Genomic DNA, 19794 nt, shown 5'->3' with positions numbered 1-19794 from the left:
CTTAACCTATTGAACCATGTTGAAAAAAAGTTGTTTACTGTTTTTTATACTACTGCTGGCAGTTAATGCTAGAGCTCAGGAGTTGACTATACCACAGCTTTCACAATATATTGCTGATAACCCATTTCTGATGTCGCCTACATATGCCGGTATTGGAGATCATATTAAAGTTCGTTTAAATGGTTTAACTCAATGGGTTGGTATTGAAGATGCCCCAGATACCCAGACCCTGGCCGCTGACGCTCGCCTTGGGAATAGATCTGGTTTGGGAATGCTTATGTACAATGACAGCAATGGTGAAACCAAACAAAGAGGAGCAAGGGTTTCTTTTGCCCACCATCTTATTTTGGATAGATATGACGATATTTTTCTTTCTTTTGGTATTTCATACAATTTCAACCAGTTTAGAATAGACGTAGAAAATTTTACGGATTTTAACGGTCAGCGTCCTACGGACGACAAAGCGACCACAAACCATAATTTTGACTTAGGCGTGCTGTATCGGTACGATAAATTCTATATAAGTCTCAATGCTTCCAATATTTTACCCAAAAACCTTGAGCAGTTTAATCCGGTTTTTGAGCCCAATACACTAAGAAATTATTATTTATACACTGGTTATAGTATTTCAAAGAGCAAAAACAGTAAGTTGGAAATAGAACCTTCTGTTTTCTTTCAATGGTTTGAAAATGATGGCCGATCCGTGACTGATTTAAATGCTAAATTCCGATTTCACGATTTTGAGGATTATTATTACGTAGGCGCTACCTACAGATTCTTAAACGATCAATTGGGTAAACCGCTTTACATTGCTCCTATTGCAGGCTTAAAGAAGAACAACTTCTATTTTGGATATTCGTACCAGGTCATCACCAATGAAATTTTAGGATACAGTACAGGAACACATGTTCTTACTGTTGGCATGGACCTCTTTCAAGGTATCAGCAATTGTAGGTGCATGTATTAGATTGGTTTAACTTATTTTTGTCCCACTTAATTTTTCGAATTGTGGGCAGGATCAGGATAAATAATATTAGAGTACATTCCAACCATGGATGTTTGAAAGAAGAAATGTTAATCGGTAGTGATTATCGTGTAGACTTGGATGTCTTTGCTGACTTGGCTAAACCTTCCCAATCTGATAAGCTTAGTGAAACTGTTGATTATGTTCATTTAAATAAAATAGTACAAGAGGAAATGGCTATTCGTTCTAATTTATTGGAACATGTTGCCAAACGTATTATCGACCGTATTTTCTTGGAAATTCCCACTGTTAACAAAGCTCAGGTGGAAGTTGCTAAAATTAACCCACCAATGGGAGGAGATGTTGAAAGCGTAGCAGTTTCCTTAAAGCACCAAAGACCTTGAAGTATCTTTGGGTAAGCTAAAAAAAGTAGTACATTTGCACCCTGAAACGGCATCGTGGCCGAGTGGCTAGGCACAGCTCTGCAAAAGCTTGTACAGCGGTTCGAATCCGCTCGATGCCTCTAAAAAAACCCAGCATTTATGTTGGGTTTTTTTGTTCACTTATCCGTTCAATACCATCTTTAATATTAAATTTTTCTTTAGGTAAAAATCCTTTGGTAATTAATACTATCCCGCAAACAATTAATATTACTCCAAGTCCTTTTTTAATCAATACAATCTTTTCTTGCGTCAAATACCTCTTTAATTGTTTAGCTAGCAAAATTTTAAATAAATCGGTGATAAAATAGACAAGTATTACTGAACTAAAGAAAACCAGTATCCGATTTGGACTATTCTCGAGACTTGGACCCACAATAACAATAAGTCCAAGCCAAAAAACCAAGACCCCTATATTTATAAAATTCAGTAAAAAACCCTTTATCATCAGCCCAAGATATGTCCCCTTTGAGGCCTTTACATTTTCTTTTTTTGCCGGTTTTTTGACAAAAATAACTACGCCATAAATCAACAAGATTGTACCTCCAAATACAAAAAGACCTGGTTGGTTGCTGAGGTTTTCCAATAGCTGAAAACTACTGAAATAAGCTATCAACAAAAAAACAATATCAGCTACAATCACCCCGATATTGAAACTAACACCGGCTCTAAAGCCTTTTGTTGCACTGGTCTCGAGCAAAACAAAAAAAACTGGACCAATCATAATACTCAGGACCAAGCCTAAGGGAATCGCTGCCTGAACATCTTCAATCATATCTTATTCCATGCGTTTGATTTTTCCACCAAAAACTTTCTTTTCATCCATTTTTATCGGATTTCCATATACCAAAACCTCTCCTCCTGCCTTTACATTGGCCTTCACATAATCTGTGGCATATATTTCGGCATTTCCTCCAGCATTCACTGCAATAGTGGTAAATTTTGTTTTAAATGCTTTTCCATTATAAGAACCACCGGTATTGATAATGATGTCTTGATTATCAGAAAATCCACTAACCTCAATTTCTCCTCCAGTTACACTTTTGACCAGAAGTTGCTCGGTTTGGCATTTTAGCACCAATTCCCCTCCTTCTTGAGCTCTAACATCCAAAATCTCTTGTTCAAAAACATCTTCAGAAGCTATTCGTGCATCCTCGTTTACATCTATAACTTTTAGTTCTTCCGTATAAAACAAATCAATAAAAGTTCTATATCCACTGAACATTTTATCAATTTCCATTCGGAGTTTTAACACCCCATCATTGTTCACTACGGCAACTTTATTTGTGTTGGCTCCTGTAATTACCGCCCTATTTGTATTGGACTTTACTAGGTTAATCGAAAGTCCATCAAAACCTTTAACCTCGATAAAATTATCTAACTCATGAGTTATCTTATCGCTTTGCGATATAACAACTTGAAGCGAAAGAAATACAAGAAAAAAATATTTTGTTTTCATTGGTTATAAATTGAAAATCAATTGATAACAAATTTTATTCCAAAGTAACCTTCTCTTTTTTGCCCAATAAAGAAAAATCTAAATGGCGTTTTACTAAATCCGTATCCTTTACTATTACATACACCTCATCACCTAATTGATACATACGATTATATCGTTCCCCAACTATTGCAAACTGGCGTTCATCAAAAACATAATAATCATCTCGAATATCGCGAATCCTTACCATACCTTCACATTTGTTCTCCAAAATTTCCACATAAATACCCCATTCGGTAACTCCAGATATTACGCCAAGAAACTTTTTGTCCCTATGGTCCTCCATGAACTTAATCTGCATATATTTGGTCGAATCTCTTTCTGCATTGGCCGTCAATAATTCCATATCGGAAGAATGTTTACACTTTTCTTCATACTGAACTGGTTTGGGAAGTTTTCCGCCATCCAAATAATGTTGGAGCAAACGGTGCACCATTACATCAGGATACCTTCGTATAGGTGATGTAAAATGGGTATAATACTCAAAACCAAGACCATAATGGCCAATATTTTCAGTAGTATAAATAGCTTTGCTCATACTTCTTATGGCCAAGGTATCCACCAAATTCTGTTCTTTCTTGCCTTTTACATCTTCCAGAAGCTTGTTCAGGGAAGTATTAATGCTCTTTCTATCCTTAAGGTTTATACTATGACCAAATCTGGAAATAACCCCATTTAAGGCTATTAATTTTTCTTCATCCGGTTCGTCGTGTATTCGATACACAAAGGTCTTTTTCTGCTTCCCAATGAATTCAGCCACCTTTCTATTGGCCAACAGCATAAATTCTTCAATAAGCTTATTGGCATCCTTTGCTTCTTTGAAATATACACTCTCAGGTTCGTTTGCTTCATTCAAATTAAATCTAACCTCAATTTTATCAAAAGAAATGGCGCCTTCATCCATTCTTTGCTGGCGCATAATTTTGGCAAGCCTGTCAAAAATCAAAATGGCTTCAACCACATCATCGGAAACCACATAAGCACCATCTCTTATCGAAATTTCTTCAGGTATTTTCTTTTCCCCTGTTTCAATAATATGTTGTGCTTCTTCATAGGCAAATCGTTCGTCGGAATTTATTGCTGTTCTTCCAAACCATTGATTTACCAATTGGGCCTTTTCATCCATCTCAAAAATCGCCGAAAAAGTGTACTTCTCTTCATTCGGTCGAAGGGAACAGGCATTGTTCGACAAGATTTCAGGTAACATAGGAACTACCCTATCCACCAAATAAACAGAGGTTGCCCGTTCGTAGGCTTCATCTTCAAGAATAGTGTTCGGCTGCACATAATGGGATACATCAGCGATATGAATTCCAACTTCGTAGTTGCCATTTTCCAATTTTTGAAAAGAAAGGGCATCATCAAAATCCTTGGCATCTTTTGGATCTATGGTGAAGGTAAGTATCTCACGCATATCCCTTCTGTTGGCAATCTCAGATTCTTTAATTGAAGTATCCAATTTTTGCGCAAACTGTTCTACCTCATACGGAAATTCATAAGGGAGTCCATACTCAGCCAGAATGGAATGTATTTCCGTATCATGCTCTCCTGGCTTTCCTAAAATCTGAGTAACCTCACCATATGGAGAATCAGCATCTGTGGGCCAATCACCCAAATCTACCAATACCTTATCCCCATCTTTCGCTTTTTTCAGTTTTTCAATGGGAACAAAAATATCCGTATACATTTTTGGGTCAGAAGGTCTTACAAAAGCAAAGGTTTTTTGCTTCTCAACAATACCAACATAGGATTTCTTTCTTCTTTCCAGAACTTTGGCAATTTCCCCTTCAGGCCGTTTACCATTTCTTTTAGGTTTTAAAAATACCTCTACACTGTCACCGTGAAAAGCCTTGTTCAACTTATTATATGGGACAAACACATCATCTTCCATATCCTCGATAATGACATAAGCGTTTCCACTTGTAGTCAAATCTACCGTGCCTGTAAAATAAGTGTGGAGTGAAGGTTTCTTTTTATACCTCCCTCTTTCCACTTCCAAAATCCGATCACTTGCTTTAAGCTGCCCTAAACGTTTTATAAGATCATTTCTATCCTTAGTCTCCTTTATACCAAGTTTGGCAGCTATTTGTTTGTAGTTGAAAGATTTAGAAGGTTCTTTTTCGAGAATCGTAAAAATGCCTTTGGTAATCTCATTCTTCCGTTGACTTCTGGCTCGCTTCTTTTTCCTAGACATTTACATCTTAGTTTGCTGAAAAATACAAATTAATCTCCTTGAGGTATGCAAGAATTAAATCTATTATCAAAAGGAGTCAACTTTATCAACATTTATATCATATATACTTTTTTCTTCTTTTTTAAAATTTATAAAAATGGTTATGATGATGGTATGTTGAAATGTGGAATAATTTTTTCCTGAAAAATTTGCCTTGAACAAGAAGAAGATTTTGTCCACAATTTTTCCAGACGTAAGAAAAGTATAAATCAGAACATTAGATTTTTTATGAACGATTTTTAATAACTGTTTTCAACATGATTTTTTTGAAAACTTAATATGGATTTAATGTTAATTACCTTCGATAAATCGGTGATTAAGGTTGATTAATTTTTTATTGATTGCTATGCTATCGTATAAAAATTATCTGCATTACTAGAATAACTTAAAAAATCAAAATTTAGTTTATTCAACTTTTAAAGAATTGATCAACAATTTATATGAATTTGTAAGTATCTGATAACTAGTTTTATATAATTTTTTACTGATTATTATCAACATTGCTCCATCAAAAGAATTGTACCTTTGTAAAATGTAAAATCAAATTTGAAACCATGAAAATAGCAATAGGCAATGATCACGCAGGAACCGATTATAAATTGGCTATTATGGGATTATTGAAATCTAAGGGAATTGAGGTTGTAAACTACGGCACTGATGGCACTGACAGTGTAGATTACCCTGATTTTGCGCATCCCGTTGCAAAAGACATTGAAAATGGAAATGTCGATATGGGAATTGTAATTTGTGGAACAGGTAATGGTGCCAACATGACCACTAACAAATATCAAAAGGTAAGAAGCGCATTATGTTGGAACAAAGAAATCACTGTTTTGGCAAGAGAACATAACAATGCCAATATTCTAAGCCTTCCTGCTCGTTTTATTGCTTTGCCACAGGCATTGGATATGGTTGAAACATTTTTGAAAACTCAATTTGAAGGTGGCAGACATGAAAGAAGGGTTGAAAAAGTTGCGTGTAGATAATTCAATGGCGTATGGGTCACCATCATCATCATGGCCACCAACACTCCCATAATGATTTAAAGGGAAGAAATCTTCTCATCTCCATTGTTCTTAATATAGCCATTACCGTTTCTCAGGTAATCGGTGGACTTATTTCTGGCAGTCTTGCGCTGTTATCAGATGCGCTTCACAACTTTAGTGATGTACTCTCCTTGATTATAAGTTATGTGGCCGCATTGTTGGGAAAAAAGAAAGCCTCGAAGAACAAAACATTTGGATACAAACGAGCCGAAATTTTGGCTGCATTTATAAATGCAGCAACTTTAATGGTTGTAGCTGTTATTTTGATGATTGAGGCGGTGGAACGATTTTTTGACCCGCAGGAAATAGGTTCCAATTTGGTAATTTGGTTATCATTGATAGCCATTTTGGGCAATGGGTTCAGTGTTCTGTTGTTAAAAAAGGATTCTGAAGACAATATGAATATGAAATCTGCCTATTTGCATCTACTTACAGATATGATGGCTTCCGTAGCGGTGTTGGTAGGGGGCCTATTGATGAAATTCTTCCAGATTTATTGGGTTGATGCTGCTTTGACCATGGCTATAGGGGTATACCTGATTTATATGGGTTACGATTTACTAAAGGAATCCACAAAGGTTCTCATGTTATTTACACCTAAATCCATTGAAGTAAAAGAAATTGTTGAATCCATTTGTACGTTGAAACCAGTAAAGAATGTTCACCATGTACATATTTGGCAATTGAATGAAGAAGAAATCCATTTGGAAGCGCATATCGATTTTAAGGAGGATATCAAACTATCCGAGTTCGATAAGATTCTTGTAGATATTGAAGAACATGTGTACCATAAGCACGGAATCAACCATGTGAACATTCAACCGGAGTTTGATAAATGTGATTCCAAAAGTGTAATAGTTCAAGATTAATGGAAATTTCAATAAAAACTTTTGATAAACTGACCACAAAAGAACTGTACCAAATCTTGCAGTTGCGAAGCGAAGTTTTTGTAGTAGAGCAAGACTGTGTATATCAGGATTTGGATGGCAAAGATGAAAAAGCAATACATGTAGTAGGCACCAAAAATGGAAAAGTGGCGGCCTACACCCGCATTTTTAAGCCAGGGGATTATTTTGAAAATGCCAGTATCGGAAGAGTAGTGGTTGCCAAAGAAGAACGTAAATACGGTTATGGCAAAATAATAATGCAGACTTCTATGGATGAAATCCGAAAAAGCTTCCCAAAAAGCACCATAGAACTTTCCGGACAAACCTATCTTTTAAAGTTTTATACAAATCTGGGCTTTGTTGTTCAGGGTAAGGAGTATTTGGAGGACGACATTCCGCATATTCGGATGGTGAAAAAAGGATAAAACAACCCTAGTAAAGAAGCAAATGAAAATAACACGTTTAGGCTGCCTATGTATTTTAAGTTTTTTGTGTACAAAGAGCTATGCTCAAAAAAGCGGAGAGCTTTATAACACCATTTCAAAACTCGATAGCACTTTTTTTAAAGCACTAAATGATTGCGACCTTGAAAAGTATGAATCCTTTTTAGCTTTTGATTATGAGTTTTATCATGACAAACAAGGCTTAACTGTTTCCAAAGGGAACGAAATGAAATCCATGAACCTGTTTTGTGGGGAACAACGAGAAAGACAGCAAATAAAAAGAAAGCTTATAAATGGAAGCCTTGAAGTATATCCAATCCATAATTATGGGGCTATTGAAAGTGGAGAACATATTTTTCATTTGGTAATGGATGACAATACAACTAAACCTATTTCAAAAGCTAAATTCACAAGTATTTGGAGATTGGACAACAAGGAATGGAAACTGGCAAGAACAATAAGTTATGATCACATTCCATACGGGAAAATTCAGTTGGATGATGAAACCTTGAGGTTATATGAAGGAAATTACAAAGCCCCTGATAGAATAGTTAACATAAAAAAAGAAGGAGAAATTCTTAGGATGACCGATTTAGTGGACAAAAAAGAAGTGTGGAGTTCCGAAATGCTTGCTGAAACCGAGAATACTTTCTATTTGAACCAGAATAATATTCAAATCAGGTTTATAAAAAATAAAGGGAAAGTTGAGAAATTGGTTGTTTATGAAAATGGAAAACCAATAGAGGAAGTTATAAGGGAAAAATAAATCTCTGATGAATAATATTCGGATGATGAAAAACAAATAAAGTGTTCAAACGCGTATTATGGTTAACTTTATAAATCTCGAAGTAGTAAAGAATGACATTTTACGAAAAGGAAATACATAGAATCGGCCGGATTGTTTATGCTAACCAACCGCAAATCAACGCAATTATAAGAACGCGGCAATATTTGGACAACAATTATGAATCCGATTTGAATTTAGATGTGCTGGCCAACGCTCAATCCATATCAAAATATCATTTGTTGCGCTTGTTCAAAAAATATTACGGACTAACCCCTGCCCAATATGTTATTGATAAGCGAATTGAAAAGGCGAAAGAACATTTAGTAGATGGAATGTCTGTTACCGAAACCTGCTTTGCTGTTGGGTTTGAAAGTCTTGGGTCTTTTAGCACCTTGTTCAAAAGAAAAACAGGTAAGTCACCATACAAATATCAAAAAGAGCAACTTTCAAGAAGTATGCAATAGTTGGATTTTAGAACTTTGGCGCTTCATTTCTAACAAATAACAGCATGAAAGTATCCGTATTAAGCATTCCTGTAAGAGATCAGCAAAAAGCGCTAGAATTCTACACTGAAAAATTAGGCTTTATCAAAAAGCGTGATGTTCCCTTGGGAGAGGGCAATCGATGGTTGACCCTTGTATCCAAAGAAGCGCAAGACGGACCTGAAGTTTTGTTAGAGCCGGCCCCAAATCATTTTGAACCCTCAAAAGTGTATCAAGACGCATTAATGGAAGCAGGAATTCCATATACCCAGTTTAATGTTGATGATGTTCAAAAAGAGTATGAGCGACTTATTGATCTTGAAGTACAGTTTAGTGTAAAGCCAACTGCAATGGGAACGGTAAAAGTTGCAGTTTTTAATGATACCTGCGGTAATAATATCCAGTTGGTACAGGAACTATAAAAGTAGAGTCTTAAAAACATTACTGTAACTTTATAGCAAGTTGCAGAATTAATGAACTTAAGACTTGAAACAGAAAGACTCTTGATTGGTCCAATTACTTTGGACGATTTAGAGAACATTCATGAACTGCATTCGCTGCCCGAGACGGACAAATTCAATACGTTGGGCATTCCAAAAAACATTGACGAGACTAAAAACATTATTACTGGGTGAATCGAAAAAAACAATTCAGGAAACAACACAAACTTCACCTTCAAAATTGAACAAGCCGAAAGCGAAGACTTTATTGGTCTTGTCGCCTTAAATTTAGGGATGCCCAAATTTAGAATTGCGGAGGTATGGTATAAGCTACATTCCAATTTTTGGGGCAAGGGCTATGCTACGGAGTGCCTGAACCGAATTTTGGAGTTTGGTTTTGGTGAACTTGGTTTGCACCGTATTGAAGCAGGCTGTGCAGTGGAAAACCTGGGCAGTATCCGTGTCTTGGAAAAAGCGGGAATGACCCGAGAGGGCAGAAAAAGAAAAGTGTTGCCCTTAAAAGATGGCTGGTCGGATAATTTTCATTACGCTATTTTAGCAACGGATTTGAACAACGAAGAATGAACTACCAAACCTATCAACCCCATCCCGATTTAGAATCCCTAGTCAGTTGCTATTGGACCTTGGAAGTCCCTGCGGCTGACGAGGCTCAAAGACAACGGATAATCCCGGATGGTAAAATTGAAATGGCATTTATCTTTGGGGACGACATCAAACGCTACACCACGGGAAGCAATTTTATCCTTCAACCCCGAGCATTTGTTCTGGGGCAGACGCTTGAGCCTTTTTATGTAGAACCCACTGGGTATGTTAACTCTTTTTCCGTCAGTTTTTATCCCTACGGTTTTGCCAATTTTGTTTCGGTGCCCATTAAAACCTTAGCCAATAAGGAAACACCTATTAAAGCCTTGTTTGGAGAAGAAGTAGCTACAAAATTTGAACAGAAAATCATTAGAGGCACGGACACCCAACAACGGATAGCAATTGTTGAAGAGTTTCTGCTAAAAAGACTGAATGAAACGGCCACCGTGGACACTATTGTAAAATCTACCGTAGATGCGCTCTTGGAAACCAGGGGCAACACCTCTATAAATGCCATCCTAAAAGAAAATCCGTCCAAAAGAAGACAACTGGAAAGAAACTTCGCCAAGCAAATAGGCATGAGTCCAAAACAATTGGGCAAGGTAATTCGATTACAGAGTGCTTTAAAAATGTTGTTGAACAAAGAAGGGGAAAGCCTTACCAATATTGCTTACGAAAATGAGTACTACGACCAGGCACATTTTATCAAGGACTTTAAGGAGTTTACAGGTATTAGCCCAAAGGAATTTTTAGGGAACGAAAACATGGCACTTTCCGCTGCTTTCTATAAATAGAAAGGGTGTCGCATTTTTACAATTACACGGATTAAAGTCGCTTTAGATTTGTGATTCATTTCAACCAAAGAACATGAAAAGAATCCTATACGGCCTATCGGCAGCCCTTATTATCTTGGGCTATACCGCTTGCCAAAACAAGCCTAAACCTGAGCTCGAAAAGCAGCCAGCACCAAAACCAGAAACGCAAAAAACAACGCTTATGAAAAGTTATGTATCCATTTTCGAAATTCCTGCCTCTGACATCTCAAGGGCCATTAAGTTTTACGAAACCATTTTAGCAATTGACATAGAGAAAATGGAGTTTCCAGAAGTGGAAATGGGCCTTTTACCCATGGAAGATCAAATGGTAGTTGGAGTGATTATGAAAGGCGAAGGATACACCCCATCACCAGATGGTGTTACTGTTTACTTGAACGGGGGTAACGACCTTAAGGTAATTTTGGATAAAGTTGAAAGCAGTGGCGGAAAGATCCTAATCCCCAAAACGCCACATGCAGATGAGGTAGGTTTCTTTGCGATTTTTATTGATTCTGAAGGCAATAAAATTGGACTACATTCTCCGAATTAAACAGTGGCGTATTTGCTTTAAAAGGATGAAAAAAGCATTTACTTTGCGTTTTCTAACCATTTGCTACATCCAACAATGAAGAAAACCCTGAATGACCTCACCAAAGAGGACTGGAATACCCTTTTTCCTATTGAATTGGTCGACCACAATCCTGAATGGATAAACATCTTTAAAAAAGAAAAAGAACAAATACTTCAAAAGGTTGGAAACGAAACAATTCTACGAGTTGAACACTTCGGGAGCTCCTCCATTCCAAGTATTAAATCAAAACCGTACATTGACCTAATGATTGAAATTCCAAAGGAAAAATTGTTTGATGACAAGCTCATTGCTCAGTTTTCCGAATTGGGCTATTCGCATTTTGTGGTGCCGGAAAGGGAGGACATTGAGGCATACTCAACCTTTGGAAAGGGATATAACCTAGACGGAACAAAAGAACAGATTTTTCACATTCATATGTGTCCAAAAGACAATGTAATGTGGAAACAGATTGACTTCCGCGATTATTTGAACGCCAATGAAAAAAGGGCCAAGGAATATGAAAACTTAAAACGTGATTTGGCCTTAAAATATAAGAATGACCGTGGAGCCTATGTGCTAGGTAAAACGGAGTTTGTCAAAGAAACTTTGAAATTAATAGTAGAGTAAAAATTTTGCATAAACAGGCTTATTCCAGTAATTCCATACCTTGATTTTGTTACCCAAGATGAAGAATATTTGGAATATAGTATTCTCTATATGAGGAAGGTGAAGGTTGGGTATAATACTTATGGGATAGAAGAGCAAGTTTAATATTATTTGTTAACCAAAAGTCTTATCTTATCCAAATAAGATTTTGCTACCTTGGCCTTTTTAGAACTTACGTTGTAATTTTTATATCGACATGTTTTGCACATGTCATGTAATTGACGATATAAAGTCCCCGCACCATTAATTCGTTGTTCAACTAGCTTTATGGTAGATTGGTGTTTTGATATTTTTTGTCCGTCGTGTATAGACTTTGAAAAATATTGTTCAAAACTGGAATAAGTAAATTGCTCGTCATCTGTAAATGGGAAAATTTCTTCTTGAACTAAATGAAGAGCTGAATAAAAAGATGTAGTTATGACCCAGTCATAAAATCTACCATCTTCCAATAAAAATTCACAAACTTGATAATTATGTTCAGAATGGGTCTTATGCTTCAATAGGTTTATTCATTTTATAATCCATAAAAAAACCATCACTGACAAGTAAGTTTTTATTAAATAACTTATCGTCTTCCTCTCTGTCGGAAAACATGAACATTACATTATAATACCTGTCAGATTGAACTTCTTCTTCAATGGTTGCAGCAAAGTCATAAGAAACTAAAAAATCCTCTCCTATAAACTGATCTTCGGGGAGAGTTATCAAAATAACAAAATCGTCGTATGCATTGATTTTTAAATGGGCAGAAACAGGATTTAGCTTTCGCTTTCTTAGAAAAGAAAGCATTCTTTCAGTATGGGTAGCAGATTTGGTTAAATTCTCATTGAGCTTATCAATAAAAATCTGTTTTTTCTCTTTTACACCATCTTCCTTTCCTTTTAAGTACGCATCAATAACATCGTCATTTGTGAAAATAGAATTTTTGTCAACGGACAAACTCCAAGTTTCCTGACTTTTTTCGTTTTGATTTTTAATTTTAGTTGCTGCCATCTGTTCGGAAAGAGTTATTAACCAATATAATAACTGTTGACAAAAGTATTATAAATTAAAATAATAAAAAACTTAGCCCCACAATGTATATAAAATATTTATAAAACAAGGCCAAAACGTACAGTTAGAACGTCAAATTAGTTGAAAAAGTGCATTTGTATTAAGAGGTGCCTTCTACATAGGTTGCCAAAGAAAGATATCATAACCTCACCAACCCAAATAATTCCTTACTTTGCGTTTGTGAACCATTTGCCCAAATCCAAACAAGAAGAACTTACACTGCTCACCGAGCAGCTTTCCGCGCATAAATTGGTGGAAATGATCATCCTTTTTGGCAGCTACGCCCGGGGCAACTGGGTAGAGGATCAATATGTGGAAAAAGGCATCACCTACGAATACCGCAGCGATTTTGACATTCTCGTGGTAATTACCCACGAAGACCTCAAACAAAAGTTTCGAATAGAGGACAAGATTAAGGCCGAACTCATTACTACTGGAAAAGTCACTACACCCGTAAGCCTTATTTTTCATGGTATAAAACAATTGAACGCCTCTTTGACCATGGGCAACTACTTTTTTAAGGACATAAAAGAAGAAGGTTTGGTCCTGTACGATTCCCAAAAGATTAAGCTCGCCCACCCCAAAAAACTGACTGCTGCGCAGTACAAACAAAAAGCACAGGGCCATTTTGACCAGTGGTTTGAGAGTGCAAATGAGTTTTTGGAAACGTTTGAATTTGAAATGAGTAAAAAAAGATTTCTAAAAGCAGCCTTTGAACTTCATCAAGCTGTGGAGCGTTACTACACCACCATTTTGCTCGTTTTTACCGATTACCGCCCCAAAGACCATAATCTGGAGAACCTGGGCATAAAAGTGGAAATGTGCGACAAGCGTTTTGCCGTTTTTCTCAAGACCACCGACACCGAAAAACACCTTTTTGAACTCCTAAAACGCGCCTATATCGATGCCCGCTACAAGATGGACGAGTACGAGATCACTAAAGGTGAACTGGAGGAGTTGGCCCAACGGGTAAACGAACTTAAACGGCTTACGGAGGAGATTTGCACGGCTAAGATTGGGGAGATAGGAGATAGCTAGACAGGTTAATGTAAATAGATAATATAATTTAAAATGGATAGATACCAGGGCACTTGGTTAATGATTAGGGATGCAAACACATATTGCAGTCCTGAGTTTATCGAGTTTCAAAACGACGAGATCATCCATTTTGAACTACTGGAAAAAACCAACAACGGACTGCTGGAGAAAAAACAACACTTCATCGAAAAACTATCTGAAACCAAACATAAATTTGTAAGTAAGAGCCGGATTCGAATGTATAGAATGGGCAAAAAGCTGACCGTTATCAGCGATACAGAATCCATTTCAGAAGACATCGAATTCTTAACCGATTATGAGAGGATTGAGCCGACTAAAACCAATTTAACCGATAAAGAAATCGAAAAATTGAGATTTAACATCGAATGGAATGGAGAATTTGGACCATTGGTTTTTAACACATGTTTGGACAGCCCTGCAATTCAAGAAGTGAACAAGCGCTTAAAGCGGAAAGGACAAAAATTTGTACTGGAGCAGCTTCAAGGCACGTATTTTGCCTCAATTTATGACAATGGTAATCGGCAAACACTGATTGGAATCAAAGAAATCGATGAAGAAAAAGCAGTGCTATTTGGATTTCCGGAAACACCATATAAAGTTGCGGCCAAACCAATAAGATAAGGATATAACTATCGTCCCAATAAAGGTGAAATGAGTGTCGATTGGATAAAGTCACTTCAAAACAACGTTCAGTTTTTATGTAACTTCCATCCTCGACACGACCTATATTTTACAAAAAAGACCCTATGAAACCACAAGACCATATCTTGATCAATGGATACAAACACGTTTCCTTTGAGACGGAGACATTTTCACAAAGTGAATCGATTCAAAGAAGCGCGGCATTCCATGATTGGCTGAACAAAAGAAGATCAGTAAGAGAGTTTTCAGATAGGCCCGTGCCCAAACAGATTATCGACAATCTGATTAAGAGTGCCTCCACGGCACCATCCGGAGCCCACAAACAACCTTGGACGTTTTGTGCCGTTTCAAACCCAGCTTTAAAAACCGAAATCAGAAAAGCGGCAGAAATAGAGGAAAAAGAAACCTACGAACACCGGATGAGTGAACGCTGGAAAAAGGACTTGGAACCTCTGGGTACGGATATGCACAAACCCTTTTTGGAGATAGCGCCCTGGCTAATCATTGCTTTTAAAAAGGCTTACACTTTTGATGAAAATGGGGTAAAACATAACAATTACTATGTAAATGAATCTATAGGCATAGCTTGTGGCATGTTGATATCAGCGATTCACAATGCTGGTCTGGTCACCCTTACGCATACCCCAAGCCCAATGAATTTTCTGACTAAACTTCTAGACCGACCAAGTAACGAGAGGGCTTTTTTGTTGCTTCCAGTGGGCTACCCCAAGAATCCAGCATATGTCCCCGACATAAAAAGGAAAGCGTTGGACGAGGTCGCTGTTTTCTATGAATAGCAAGACTTCATTGAACGCGGACTAAACAAATTTCCTAGCCACTCCGACCCGACATAAAAACTCCAACTTTAAAACGAGGTTTATTGGGCTTTCCACTTTATTTTTTCTGGAAAAGAACAAATAGCCTTCTGTTTTAGGGTTTAGGTTTTCGAGAATCAGTTTTCCATGAAAATCTTTGTTGTTGGTAATAACTTCTTTTAAGAATAATTGGGTCAGACCTCTTTTGGTCAAGTAGGAAATCAATTTTCTCCGATTTACAAAGGTGATGTTGCAAGAGGTATACTTTCCAGCTTCATCCGAAAAAATACTGGTAACCAAAGCATAAAAATGGGTGACTTTGTTTGAATCAAATAACCAACCGGGTTTGTCCATGCCATTTTTTTGATAGAAAAGTTCAAAAGCAAAAGTGGGGAGGGATTCGTTTATATAGTCCAATTGTGCTTTTTCGTCCAGAAAGAAGGTCTGTGGACTTGTTTTGTGTTTTAGCACAAGGTCAATACCCGTCAATTGCTGTTTTAGGGCGTGCATGCGTTTAAAATTATAAAACCGTAAATGTTTTTGATAATACGAATCCAATAAAGAAGAAAGGTGCTTTTCTTTGGTCAGATCAATTTTGAAGTTGCTCTTCAAGGGCATTTATTTTCTGGAACAAGGCATTGCCCATTTGTTCCACTATGCCCACCACCAGTGCGTTGCCCATAAAAAAGGCTCTTTTGGTATCGGATATACCGTCCAATTTGGTGTGATTTTCTGGAAACATGTTCAACCGTTCCAATTCAACAGGAGAAAGTCTTCGCAGTCCCGTTGAGGTTTGGACTACGTGCTTAAACCGAGAAGGGGATTTACCGCCCTCGCCGGTTATAATTGTTCTGGAAGGTTGATCAAGTGCGTCAGGGAAAACCATGCTCCCCTCGCTATAATTATATTCAAAACCAGCTTTGGTCTTGCGTATTTCTTTTTTTGCTCCTTTGAGATATTCCCATTTTGGAATGTCTGACTCAGAAATATAAAATTCAGCTTCTGAAGTGTCCTCTAAAACATCTGAAAGAACCGCTCTGGATCCATAAAAATCTGCAGCAGTTTTAATAGTGTGCACATCATTTTCTAGACAGATTCCGGAGTTTAGGAAAGGGGAATGCCCCTTCTCCAAATTGAACGAATTGGATAAGGAGACCAAATCTTTTTCTAAAGAAAAAGAAGTGCTAGTGCTTTGTTTTTTAACAGGAAAAGATGAAGCGATAGTTCCCTGTTCCAAAATCCATTTAGCGGGCGAAGTCCTTTGAAGTGTTTTGTAAATTTCCGTTGATTTGTGATATCCCAGAAAAAAAACGCGCCTTCGGCGCTGGGGCATGCCATATTCAGCCGCATTAATTACCCGCCATTCTACGGCATAACCCAAATTGTTCAAGCTTTTGAGCATCACCGCAAAATCACGCCCTCGTTGTGAAGAAGGCGATTTCAACAAACGGTCAACATTTTCAAAAAAGAGATATTTAGGTTTGTTTTCTTTTTCAGAAAGAATCCGATGGATGGACCACCATAATACTCCCTTTTTTCCGATGAGTCCTTTGGAGTTTTTTAGTGTTGTCGCAACCGAATAATCTTGGCAAGGGAATCCACCGACCAAAATGTCATGATTCGGAATCTCCAAAGTGGGTACTTCCTCAATATTGGTGTTAGAATGATTTTCGGATCCAAAACGGGCTTCATAAACCATAGAGGCATGCTGTGTTTTGGTAGAGGGCTCCCATTGGTTGCTCCAAACAACTTCGTAGCTGCCTGTATTTTCCAATCCTAATCGGAAACCGCCCACACCGGCAAAAAGTTCGCACACCTTAAGTTTCTGCATGTTCAAAAGTAGTGCTATTCTATTAGTTTTAAGTCTTCATCAAAAAGGCCTACCAAAAGACTGTTTCCCTTTGCATCGACCTTGACGCCTCCGTACTTCGCATCTTCATATTTTTCACCCATTCCTTCCTGAAAGAAAAAGGATTCCGCCCCAATGTTGATACCCCACCAATTTTTAGCAGAGTATTCAATAAGATGTTCGTTTTCATTCAGGGGAGTTGTGTTTTCCTGTAATCGTACCCTTTCCGCGGTGCCGTTGGGCAACAATTTTACCACACAAAACCCTCGTTTGGAAATAGTGTCGTTATCTATGTCTTCGGAAATGGCATAGCGTAATCGCATATAATCTCCTTGAATCAAAGACCGGGGATCTATCGGGGCTAATTCCAGCAAAATAAGCTGGCCATCGGACAAGAGTGCTTCCTTTTTCACCACACTGTTATTGAAAACAACCAGCAGAACCACCAGGTTCAGCAATAATATGATCCATTTAACCTTTTTCATCTTCCTTCGGCATTTTTCGGGTAAATAGATAAAAGATGATAAAGACCAATCCGGATGAGAAAAGGATAATTGATTTGGTGAGCAGGGTAAAACTTAGATCGTAATAATACTGAGAAACAAAATAAACCAGGGCCGCAATCCCAATAACCAAAATGGCCCTATGGTTGATGTAAAAACCGATTAGCACAATTAAAACCGCAACTGAAATGGAGGGACAAAAAAGCGTGGGCAACAAAGTCAGCACACTGAGCAGATAAACCACATTTTTTTGTTTTGGGTTTTGCAGGCCCACTACTTTCAAAATTCGGGGAATCAGCGAAATGATAGCTGCTAAAATCACTACGGAAGAAATCCAAAGGTAATGTTCAGAAATTTCAAAAAGACCCCTTATCCCCTTTATCCCGATGGTAATCAGACCAAATAGTAATGAAAACACAAGGCCTATGCGAATGGGATTATATAACCGCATTAAAAATGAGTTTTGGACCAAAAATTTTGCCTCATTCAAACACCAAAACACCAATAATAATGCATAAAAGGAGATGTATAAATGAATTAGGTTGTAACTGTCATTGATAAAGATTAAAGCCATTAAACAACAGGCTATGGTGAGCGTTCCGATAAATGACAGCAAATAGTTTTGGGAAACGAACAAGCCCAAAAGTGCCACAAGCAATACTAAAACCGCTACGAGGCTTTCATCAAGATTCAGCTGGAGCAAACCAAATGTCAGACAACCAAGGCCTGTAATATATGGAAACATTAAAAGTATCAATGAGCAAATTGTCGACAAATCTATTTAGCACCAGCGCAATGATTATAGAGGCAACACCAATCAGTAAGTACCCTGAATCCGTGTCAAAAATTCCCATAATGCCTAGGAAACCACTAAAGGCCAAAGCTGCTAAATAACCCCCGGCCGCAGAAAGCAATTTTATCGCTAAGTTCGATTTTTCACTTTCCTGTTTTTCAATAGTTTCGATAATGGCACTTTCATCATAATGGAAGTTCTCCCCTCTTGTGAGGATTTGACTTGTTCCAGTATGTTTTTGATCGTGACTAGTTTCTCCATTTTTTTTGAAGATTGATTAGAGTTTTAATCAATAGGCTGACGCTAAATACGATAAAAAGGCTCACCGTAAGATACATGGTAGCACCATCTAATATTTTCATCAGCAATTTTGAAACTATTAGGATAACACTAAAAGGTATCAGGGACAGATATAGGATTTGCTTGTTTTGGATGCCATATCTAAAGCCAGATGTGTAAAGCGCGAATACAATTATGAACAAAACCCCATAAGAAGGGTGAAAACTATCCTCTATTCCTCTGCCCACGCCAATGGTTCCAATACTAACGGAAGCTATGACCAAGATTGAGGTAAACCAATTTGGAGGTTTAATTTTATCGGTAAACCTATGGCATAGAATAAAGAAAAGTGCAAATGCGCTGTTTATTGTAAACAGAATAGTGTGCATAACACCATTAGGCCAGTCGTTAGCCACTTGCTCGTCATATAATATGATGGAAATATTTGCCAAAACAATATAGAGGAGCCATAAGGGCGCAAAATTTGAAACGATAACCCAAAGGGTTATCAACAAGGTCCAACCAAGGAATAGGTCGTAGGCGTTGGCCCCAGTTTGGTAGACCTGTCCAAAAATGGCCATAAGAACACCAACCAGTACAGCCGAAGCGGTTACAAGAATGTTTTTGATCAACTGATCAAGTTTGGAAAATAGGACTGTTAGCATGAGGGCAAGAACCAACCCCTCAACAAGGCCTATTTTCACAAATTTGTGAAGGTTGTCCCAGTTATAGGCAAAAAAGAAAATAATACCAGCTAAGGTGAAGGAAACCCCAAGACCTAGAAAGAAAAGCGATAAAAATCGTTTCCAATCTCTGGGACCGTGATAAATATGTTTTTTTAAAACATGGTCAACACCACTTTCGGACCAATTGCTGTGTCTGCTGATTACCTGGATGTCCTTTCGGCTAATTTTTGTCATGGTATA

At 37.5% G+C, this 19794-nt stretch carries 25 protein-coding genes, 1 tRNA gene and 1 pseudogene; 17 read left to right on the top strand and 10 right to left on the bottom strand.

Translation table 11 applies throughout. The features are described 5' to 3' along the window. Positions 1 to 16 precede the first annotated feature (16 nt). From E4661_RS16240 to E4661_RS16230, 3 genes are all read left to right on the top strand, one after another. Positions 17 to 967, top strand: a complete 951-nt coding sequence (locus tag E4661_RS16240) for a PorP/SprF family type IX secretion system membrane protein (protein WP_136468514.1) — start codon at positions 17 to 19, stop codon at positions 965 to 967. A 41-nt stretch (positions 968 to 1008) separates the two neighbouring features. Continuing rightward, the gene (folB, locus tag E4661_RS16235) at positions 1009 to 1368 is read left to right on the top strand and encodes a dihydroneopterin aldolase (protein WP_136468513.1); all 360 of its coding nucleotides are present in this window, start codon (positions 1009 to 1011) and stop codon (positions 1366 to 1368) included. Between the two features lie 48 nt (positions 1369 to 1416). Continuing rightward, positions 1417 to 1487: transfer RNA gene (locus E4661_RS16230), tRNA-Cys, on the top strand. 17 nt (positions 1488 to 1504) lie between these two features. On the opposite strand, the gene E4661_RS16225 is transcribed toward E4661_RS16230, so the two are convergent. Genes E4661_RS16225 through rnr form a run of 3 tightly spaced genes read right to left on the bottom strand, consistent with a single transcriptional unit; the run spans position 1505 to position 5096 of the window. Next, a complete protein-coding gene (locus tag E4661_RS16225) occupies positions 1505 to 2179 on the bottom strand; it encodes a LysE family translocator (RefSeq protein ID WP_136468512.1) in 675 nt (224 codons plus the stop codon). 3 nt (positions 2180 to 2182) lie between these two features. Then, positions 2183 to 2863 (bottom strand): head GIN domain-containing protein, encoded by a 681-nt coding sequence (locus E4661_RS16220; RefSeq protein ID WP_136468511.1) that lies wholly within the window; start codon positions 2861 to 2863, stop codon positions 2183 to 2185. 34 nt (positions 2864 to 2897) lie between these two features. Then, entirely contained in the window at positions 2898 to 5096 is a 2199-nt protein-coding gene (rnr, locus tag E4661_RS16215) for a ribonuclease R (RefSeq protein WP_136468510.1), read from the bottom strand. Between the two features lie 593 nt (positions 5097 to 5689). Here rnr and rpiB point away from each other — a divergent pair. From rpiB to E4661_RS16165, 11 genes are all read left to right on the top strand, one after another. Next, entirely contained in the window at positions 5690 to 6121 is a 432-nt protein-coding gene (rpiB, locus tag E4661_RS16210; RefSeq protein ID WP_136468509.1) for a ribose 5-phosphate isomerase B, read from the top strand. Positions 6122 to 6132: 11 nt separating this feature from the next. Beyond that, on the top strand, positions 6133 to 7050 hold the full coding sequence (locus E4661_RS16205) for a cation diffusion facilitator family transporter (RefSeq protein ID WP_136468508.1): 918 nt from the start codon (positions 6133 to 6135) through the stop codon (positions 7048 to 7050). Next, complete coding sequence (locus tag E4661_RS16200) at positions 7050 to 7493, top strand: GNAT family N-acetyltransferase (RefSeq protein ID WP_136468507.1); 444 nt, start codon at positions 7050 to 7052, stop codon at positions 7491 to 7493. The genes E4661_RS16205 and E4661_RS16200 overlap by 1 nt, the downstream gene beginning before the upstream one ends. Before the next feature lie 22 nt (positions 7494 to 7515). Next, positions 7516 to 8277 carry a nuclear transport factor 2 family protein gene (locus E4661_RS16195; protein ID WP_136468506.1) on the top strand — a complete coding sequence of 254 codons (762 nt, stop codon included), beginning with the start codon at positions 7516 to 7518 and terminating at the stop codon, positions 8275 to 8277. 92 nt (positions 8278 to 8369) lie between these two features. Beyond that, positions 8370 to 8762, top strand: coding sequence for a helix-turn-helix domain-containing protein (locus E4661_RS16190; RefSeq protein WP_136468505.1), 393 nt, complete (start codon positions 8370 to 8372; stop codon positions 8760 to 8762). A gap of 44 nt (positions 8763 to 8806) precedes the next feature. After that, positions 8807 to 9202 (top strand): VOC family protein, encoded by a 396-nt coding sequence (locus E4661_RS16185; RefSeq protein WP_136468504.1) that lies wholly within the window; start codon positions 8807 to 8809, stop codon positions 9200 to 9202. A gap of 51 nt (positions 9203 to 9253) precedes the next feature. After that, a complete protein-coding gene (locus E4661_RS19640) occupies positions 9254 to 9415 on the top strand; it encodes a GNAT family N-acetyltransferase (protein WP_313779661.1) in 162 nt (53 codons plus the stop codon). Next, the gene (locus E4661_RS16180) at positions 9416 to 9805 is read left to right on the top strand and encodes a GNAT family N-acetyltransferase (protein ID WP_313779662.1); all 390 of its coding nucleotides are present in this window, start codon (positions 9416 to 9418) and stop codon (positions 9803 to 9805) included. It abuts the gene before it with no gap. Continuing rightward, entirely contained in the window at positions 9802 to 10617 is an 816-nt protein-coding gene (locus tag E4661_RS16175; protein ID WP_136468503.1) for an AraC family transcriptional regulator, read from the top strand. Before E4661_RS16180 ends, E4661_RS16175 begins: the two co-directional genes overlap by 4 nt. A gap of 73 nt (positions 10618 to 10690) precedes the next feature. Then, the gene (locus E4661_RS16170; RefSeq protein WP_205728971.1) at positions 10691 to 11188 is read left to right on the top strand and encodes a VOC family protein; all 498 of its coding nucleotides are present in this window, start codon (positions 10691 to 10693) and stop codon (positions 11186 to 11188) included. Positions 11189 to 11263: 75 nt separating this feature from the next. Beyond that, a complete protein-coding gene (locus E4661_RS16165) occupies positions 11264 to 11836 on the top strand; it encodes a GrpB family protein (RefSeq protein WP_136468502.1) in 573 nt (190 codons plus the stop codon). A 146-nt stretch (positions 11837 to 11982) separates the two neighbouring features. Here the strand turns inward: E4661_RS16165 and E4661_RS16160 are convergent, their stop codons facing one another. Continuing rightward, on the bottom strand, positions 11983 to 12375 hold the full coding sequence (locus tag E4661_RS16160) for a hypothetical protein (RefSeq protein WP_136468501.1): 393 nt from the start codon (positions 12373 to 12375) through the stop codon (positions 11983 to 11985). Next, on the bottom strand, positions 12365 to 12868 hold the full coding sequence (locus tag E4661_RS16155; RefSeq protein WP_136468500.1) for a hypothetical protein: 504 nt from the start codon (positions 12866 to 12868) through the stop codon (positions 12365 to 12367). The genes E4661_RS16160 and E4661_RS16155 overlap by 11 nt, the downstream gene beginning before the upstream one ends. Before the next feature lie 240 nt (positions 12869 to 13108). On the opposite strand from E4661_RS16155, the gene E4661_RS16150 reads away from it, so the two are divergent. From E4661_RS16150 to E4661_RS16140, 3 genes are all read left to right on the top strand, one after another. Next, positions 13109 to 13966, top strand: a complete 858-nt coding sequence (locus E4661_RS16150) for a HEPN domain-containing protein (protein WP_205728970.1) — start codon at positions 13109 to 13111, stop codon at positions 13964 to 13966. Between the two features lie 33 nt (positions 13967 to 13999). Further along, positions 14000 to 14608 (top strand): hypothetical protein, encoded by a 609-nt coding sequence (locus tag E4661_RS16145; protein ID WP_136468499.1) that lies wholly within the window; start codon positions 14000 to 14002, stop codon positions 14606 to 14608. A 125-nt stretch (positions 14609 to 14733) separates the two neighbouring features. Then, complete coding sequence (locus E4661_RS16140) at positions 14734 to 15426, top strand: nitroreductase family protein (protein WP_136468498.1); 693 nt, start codon at positions 14734 to 14736, stop codon at positions 15424 to 15426. Between the two features lie 21 nt (positions 15427 to 15447). Here the strand turns inward: E4661_RS16140 and E4661_RS16135 are convergent, their stop codons facing one another. The 5 genes and pseudogenes from E4661_RS16135 to E4661_RS16110 form a co-directional block, all read right to left on the bottom strand. Then, positions 15448 to 16062 carry a hypothetical protein gene (locus E4661_RS16135; RefSeq protein WP_136468497.1) on the bottom strand — a complete coding sequence of 205 codons (615 nt, stop codon included), beginning with the start codon at positions 16060 to 16062 and terminating at the stop codon, positions 15448 to 15450. After that, entirely contained in the window at positions 16034 to 17275 is a 1242-nt protein-coding gene (dcm, locus tag E4661_RS16130; RefSeq protein WP_136468496.1) for a DNA (cytosine-5-)-methyltransferase, read from the bottom strand. The genes E4661_RS16135 and dcm overlap by 29 nt, the downstream gene beginning before the upstream one ends. 14 nt (positions 17276 to 17289) lie before the next feature. Next, the gene (locus E4661_RS16125; protein WP_136468495.1) at positions 17290 to 17778 is read right to left on the bottom strand and encodes a GDYXXLXY domain-containing protein; all 489 of its coding nucleotides are present in this window, start codon (positions 17776 to 17778) and stop codon (positions 17290 to 17292) included. Then, positions 17765 to 18677, bottom strand: a pseudogene (locus E4661_RS16120) (DUF4401 domain-containing protein). The gene E4661_RS16125 and the pseudogene E4661_RS16120 overlap by 14 nt, the downstream one beginning before the upstream one ends. Before the next feature lie 160 nt (positions 18678 to 18837). After that, positions 18838 to 19788, bottom strand: coding sequence for a DUF2157 domain-containing protein (locus tag E4661_RS16110; RefSeq protein ID WP_136468493.1), 951 nt, complete (start codon positions 19786 to 19788; stop codon positions 18838 to 18840). Positions 19789 to 19794: the final 6 nt, after the last annotated feature.

Origin of the sequence: Flagellimonas onchidii (genome assembly GCF_004804315.1) — a bacterium.
In the GTDB taxonomy this organism is placed as follows: Bacteria; Bacteroidota; Bacteroidia; order Flavobacteriales; family Flavobacteriaceae; genus Flagellimonas; species Flagellimonas onchidii.
Note: the sequence above shows the minus strand (reverse complement) of the source record. Positions and strands in the feature narration are given on the sequence as shown.

Excerpts from the sequence above, each read along its gene's own strand:
- E4661_RS16165 (WP_136468502.1), top strand. The coding sequence starts at position 11,264 with ATGAAGAAAACCCTGAATGACCTCACCAAAGAGGACTGGAATACCCTT.
- E4661_RS16185 (WP_136468504.1), top strand. The coding sequence starts at position 8,807 with ATGAAAGTATCCGTATTAAGCATTCCTGTAAGAGATCAGCAAAAAGCG.
- E4661_RS16195 (WP_136468506.1), top strand. The coding sequence starts at position 7,516 with ATGAAAATAACACGTTTAGGCTGCCTATGTATTTTAAGTTTTTTGTGT.
- E4661_RS16240 (WP_136468514.1), top strand. The coding sequence starts at position 17 with ATGTTGAAAAAAAGTTGTTTACTGTTTTTTATACTACTGCTGGCAGTT.
- E4661_RS16170 (WP_205728971.1), top strand. The coding sequence starts at position 10,691 with ATGAAAAGAATCCTATACGGCCTATCGGCAGCCCTTATTATCTTGGGC.
- E4661_RS16145 (WP_136468499.1), top strand. The coding sequence starts at position 14,000 with ATGGATAGATACCAGGGCACTTGGTTAATGATTAGGGATGCAAACACA.
- E4661_RS16140 (WP_136468498.1), top strand. The coding sequence starts at position 14,734 with ATGAAACCACAAGACCATATCTTGATCAATGGATACAAACACGTTTCC.
- E4661_RS16205 (WP_136468508.1), top strand. The coding sequence starts at position 6,133 with ATGGGTCACCATCATCATCATGGCCACCAACACTCCCATAATGATTTA.
- E4661_RS16200 (WP_136468507.1), top strand. The coding sequence starts at position 7,050 with ATGGAAATTTCAATAAAAACTTTTGATAAACTGACCACAAAAGAACTG.
- E4661_RS16190 (WP_136468505.1), top strand. The coding sequence starts at position 8,370 with ATGACATTTTACGAAAAGGAAATACATAGAATCGGCCGGATTGTTTAT.
- E4661_RS16225 (WP_136468512.1), bottom strand. The coding sequence starts at position 2,179 with ATGATTGAAGATGTTCAGGCAGCGATTCCCTTAGGCTTGGTCCTGAGT.
- E4661_RS16220 (WP_136468511.1), bottom strand. The coding sequence starts at position 2,863 with ATGAAAACAAAATATTTTTTTCTTGTATTTCTTTCGCTTCAAGTTGTT.
- rnr (WP_136468510.1), bottom strand. The coding sequence starts at position 5,096 with ATGTCTAGGAAAAAGAAGCGAGCCAGAAGTCAACGGAAGAATGAGATT.
- rpiB (WP_136468509.1), top strand. The coding sequence starts at position 5,690 with ATGAAAATAGCAATAGGCAATGATCACGCAGGAACCGATTATAAATTG.
- E4661_RS16135 (WP_136468497.1), bottom strand. The coding sequence starts at position 16,062 with ATGCCCTTGAAGAGCAACTTCAAAATTGATCTGACCAAAGAAAAGCAC.
- E4661_RS16175 (WP_136468503.1), top strand. The coding sequence starts at position 9,802 with ATGAACTACCAAACCTATCAACCCCATCCCGATTTAGAATCCCTAGTC.
- E4661_RS16110 (WP_136468493.1), bottom strand. The coding sequence starts at position 19,788 with ATGACAAAAATTAGCCGAAAGGACATCCAGGTAATCAGCAGACACAGC.
- dcm (WP_136468496.1), bottom strand. The coding sequence starts at position 17,275 with ATGCAGAAACTTAAGGTGTGCGAACTTTTTGCCGGTGTGGGCGGTTTC.
- E4661_RS19640 (WP_313779661.1), top strand. The coding sequence starts at position 9,254 with ATGAACTTAAGACTTGAAACAGAAAGACTCTTGATTGGTCCAATTACT.
- E4661_RS16155 (WP_136468500.1), bottom strand. The coding sequence starts at position 12,868 with ATGGCAGCAACTAAAATTAAAAATCAAAACGAAAAAAGTCAGGAAACT.
- E4661_RS16125 (WP_136468495.1), bottom strand. The coding sequence starts at position 17,778 with ATGAAAAAGGTTAAATGGATCATATTATTGCTGAACCTGGTGGTTCTG.